This window comes from Mesorhizobium sp. M7A.F.Ca.ET.027.02.1.1, assembly GCF_004022985.1.
GTDB lineage: Bacteria > Pseudomonadota > Alphaproteobacteria > Rhizobiales > Rhizobiaceae > Mesorhizobium.
This window is the reverse complement of record NZ_RZOL01000521.1, coordinates 1-3621: the sequence shown is the minus strand read 5'-3', so window position 1 is coordinate 3621 and position 3621 is coordinate 1. Positions and strand designations below refer to the sequence as shown.

Annotated in this window: 3 protein-coding genes; all 3 read right to left on the bottom strand. The window is 59.8% G+C overall.

Annotation, left to right across the window (positions count from 1 at the left end; genetic code table 11):
* Positions 1 to 65 precede the first annotated feature (65 nt).
* Positions 66 to 1292: an anion transporter gene (locus EN749_RS32590; protein ID WP_128288942.1), complete on the bottom strand. Its 1227-nt coding sequence runs from the start codon at positions 1290 to 1292 to the stop codon at positions 66 to 68.
* Positions 1293 to 1425: 133 nt separating this feature from the next.
* Positions 1426 to 2388 carry a glycosyltransferase gene (locus tag EN749_RS32585; RefSeq protein WP_128364708.1) on the bottom strand — a complete coding sequence of 321 codons (963 nt, stop codon included), beginning with the start codon at positions 2386 to 2388 and terminating at the stop codon, positions 1426 to 1428.
* 290 nt (positions 2389 to 2678) lie between these two features.
* Entirely contained in the window at positions 2679 to 3467 is a 789-nt protein-coding gene (locus EN749_RS32580; RefSeq protein ID WP_127319257.1) for a GGDEF domain-containing protein, read from the bottom strand.
* Positions 3468 to 3621 lie beyond the last annotated feature (154 nt).

Here is a 3621-nt window from a genome sequence, read left to right as displayed (position 1 = left end):
CTTTAAGCCTTTGGTTTTATGCATGTCGTTGCGCCAAAACCGGGGCCACTTTTGGGCGACATGCATTAGAAACCAAACGCCAGCCATGCGGTGCCGGCGGCCAGCGTTATCAGCGTCAGCGGCAAGCCGACCTTGAAAAAAGCGCCGAACGACAGCGTCGTGCCGGCGGCTCGGCCCTGTTCGGCGACGATCAGGTTGGCGACCGAACCCAGCAGCGTGAAATTGCCGGCCAGTGTCGAGCTCATGGCGACGACCAGCCAGGCGCGCTCGGGGTTTTCCAGGCCGGGTATGAAAGGCCGCAGCGCCAGCACGGCCGGGACATTGCTCATGATGTTGGAAAGCACCGCGGTGAATCCGGACAGACGCCAGACATCGTCCAGCCCGAGGTTCTTTGCCGAGGCGATCATGTCTGGCGAAAGAAGCGTCTTTTCGGCGCCGGCGACGACCACGAACAGACCGGCGAACATGAACAGCAGCGGACCGTCGATCTCGCGGTAGATGCGTTCCGGCTTGATCGCCCGGGTAAGCAAGAGGATGGCGCCGCCGATGAGCGCGGCCTTGGCGACAGGCACACCGGCGAAGAAGGCGATTGCCAGTCCGATGCAAACTACCACCGCCTTCAGCACCTGCCCCTTGTGCATGCGGCCACGCGAGACCTCGGGCGTCAGTTGGACCGTTCGGGCGAATTCGGCCCGGTAGACGATACGAATGATGACAACGACCGCGACGAGGCCGAAAAGGGCGACCGGAGCCAGCGCTGCCGAAAAGGCCGGATAGGAAATGCCCGACAGCGCGCCGATGACCATGTTTTGCGGATTGCCCGTGATGGTAGCGACGCTGCCGCAATTCGACGCGGTGGCGGTGGCGATCAGATAGGGGATCGGGTTGCGCTTGATCACACGGGTGACATGGACGACGATCGGCGCCATGACGAGGCAGATGGCGTCGTTGACCAGGAAGGCGGACAGTACGCCGGTCAGCAGCGTCACCATCACCAAAAGCATGAAGGGCGCGTGCGCGTGTTCGATGGCGATGGCACCAAGGCCGCGAAAGGCGCCTGACACTTTCAGATGCGCCACCACGATCATCATGCCGAGCAGAAGCGTGATGGTGTCGAAATTGATCGCCCGGTAGGCATCCTCCATGCTGAGCGCGCCGATGGCGATCATCGCGGCCCCGCCGAGCAGCGCGATCCCTGCCCGGTCGAGGCGCAGACCGGGGATGCGGCCAATGGCGACACCGGCGTAAGTCAGGATCAGGATCAGCAGTGCCGCCGCGCCCATCAATGTCATCGATAGAAGTCCTGCCCAGTCTGTTTCCGCGCCGAAGCCTGCCACCCATCCGGAGGCCATTCGGGTGCTCACCCTTTAACGCGATGTCGAGTTGGATGCCAAACCGGCCGGGTAGTCGGTTTCAGACGCCGGGCTAACGCAAATAGAAATCCAGCCTCTGTCGCACAGCTTGGGAAGAATAGATCTGCTCGAAGGACTCCCTCGCCCTTTTTCCCACTGTCGCCCGCAATGTCGGATCGGCTTTGAGATCGGCAAGGATGCGCAACGCCTGTTCAGTCGTCTCGAACAAGAAACCGTTTTCGCCATGCCTTATGTGGTCGGAATAGCCGCCATGGGAATGGCAGACCACAGGCAAACCGCAGGCCATCGCCTCCAACACGACGCGACCGAAGGTTTCCACGTGCCAACCGGTGCGATAATAAAACACGTCGAGCGTCTGCAGAAACTCTTCGGCGGAAAATCGGCCGGGTGGGAACAGTTCGAGTTGCGGATGCGGCATGAGGCTGTCCTTGAGCCCTGCCCCGCCCTGAATCCGCAAGGCTGTGCCTTCGGCCAGCAATGTCTCGTACAGGGGTATGTCATCGGGATGATGTTTGCCCGGCCCATCGCGGCTTAAGCGTCCGACGGTGAACGGACGATCCGAATCCAGACGCCGTGGAGAAAAACGTTCGATCTCGATCGGAGATGGGTGCACGGTGCCTTCGATTTGGAGCAATCGCTTCTGGAAATCAGAAACAAGCACGATCTCGGCGGCGGGCCATCCCAGGCTCCGAGGCATGCGCGTGGTAAGGTTGAGAACCTTCGGATGAAGGGTGTTGAAGTCGTAAATCAGCCGGCGCGGCCGTGGGATCAGGTAAGGCCACATCTTGTTGCGCCAATGCGCTCCGAGAAAGACGTAAGTGCCGCCATCCGGAACTTTTCGCGTAAGCGGGGAAATACGACGTATCGGGAATTGCCGCGTTAATTCATCTGAAGCCCTCGATGACGCAGCCCAAAGGCGCACTTCCGAATCGGCGCTCAACAGCCGATAGAGTTCCAAGGTCTTGAGATCACTGCCGCCAAAGGGATCCTGAAAGCCGTTGAACAAATGGATCATAATAGCTGTGCTTACCTGACCGTTCCCGCCACATGCCCCCCAGCATCAAAAATCATGATCGCAAGTCGGCCGGAACGCTTGGAAACTCAGGAGTCAGAACCGTTTCTACCAACAACGAAACATCGCCTATGCGGGGGAATATACCGTCAAGCGGTTGCCGTCCATGGCCTATCGAGCCGGTATGCTATCCGTAAGATTCTTGGACATGGTCGCAATATTTGAAAGCGTAGAGAAAGCGGTCTGCATCGGTTTCGAGAGCTTCCCGATCAGCCGGCTGCAAGTTTCCACCGTCAATGCACGGTGGCAACCCCGGGCGGAGGCGCCGGAGACGTTCCGGCCGGATCGAAGCTGACTTGATCGCGTCCGTTCGACTTGGCCGTGTAAAGCCTTTTGTCGGCAGCGGAGAAGATTTCCTCATAGGTGATCGGGCCGGTAAAGCTTGTGCCGCCGATGCTGACGGAAAGCGGACAAGGCCTGCCGCCGGGTGAGAATTCCATCTCCCTGATACGCCGGCGGATGCTTTCGGCGACCACCCAGGATTGCGAGGGGTCCACGCCGGGCAGAAACACGCCGAATTCTTCGCCTCCGATGCGGCCGACGATATCGCCGCCACGCAGTTGCCCTTTGATCGCCTGCGCTATCAGTTTGAGCGCCTGGTCGCCGCAATCGTGACCCAGGCGGTCATTGATCGACTTGAAGTGGTCGGCGTCGATGATCAGCAGCGCCCCCGAACGGGTCTGCTCCTGCTTTCGGGTCTGCTCGAGATAGGCTTCGACCAGCATAGAGAAGGCGCCACGGTTCAGCACCGCCGTCAGGCTGTCTGTCGCGGCGATGATGCTGAGATCGCGCTGCGCGATGGCCAGCTGGCGAATCTTCCACATCAGGAAAAACAGAAACGAGCCGCCCAGCACCAAAGGCAGCAACAAGTCGGTCATCTTCGCCCGCCACACGGCCTCGGGCGAAAGATAGGGGAAATTGAAGGAATCGACGAAGAACGCCACGGCAATGAAGAATGCAGTACCGACTACCGTGACAGCGATCACCCTGCCCCAGCTCGTCGGCGACAGATCGAGCTTCATCCCGTTCAACTCCGTTAGCCGTCGCTACTATGACGCACCAACCCCAACAAATTGATAAGACTTTCCCTCCAATTCGATATCAGGCGGCGGAACCAACCCGCGGCCCTGTCGATGACTTGCGACAGAGGCTTGCGCAAACGTGCCACAAGACGGC

What these genes read in the sequence shown, in the direction of transcription:
- EN749_RS32590 (WP_128288942.1), bottom strand. Translation starts at nt 1,292, where the DNA reads ATGACATTGATGGGCGCGGCGGCACTGCTGATCCTGATCCTGACTTAC.
- EN749_RS32585 (WP_128364708.1), bottom strand. Translation starts at nt 2,388, where the DNA reads ATGATCCATTTGTTCAACGGCTTTCAGGATCCCTTTGGCGGCAGTGAT.
- EN749_RS32580 (WP_127319257.1), bottom strand. Translation starts at nt 3,467, where the DNA reads ATGAAGCTCGATCTGTCGCCGACGAGCTGGGGCAGGGTGATCGCTGTC.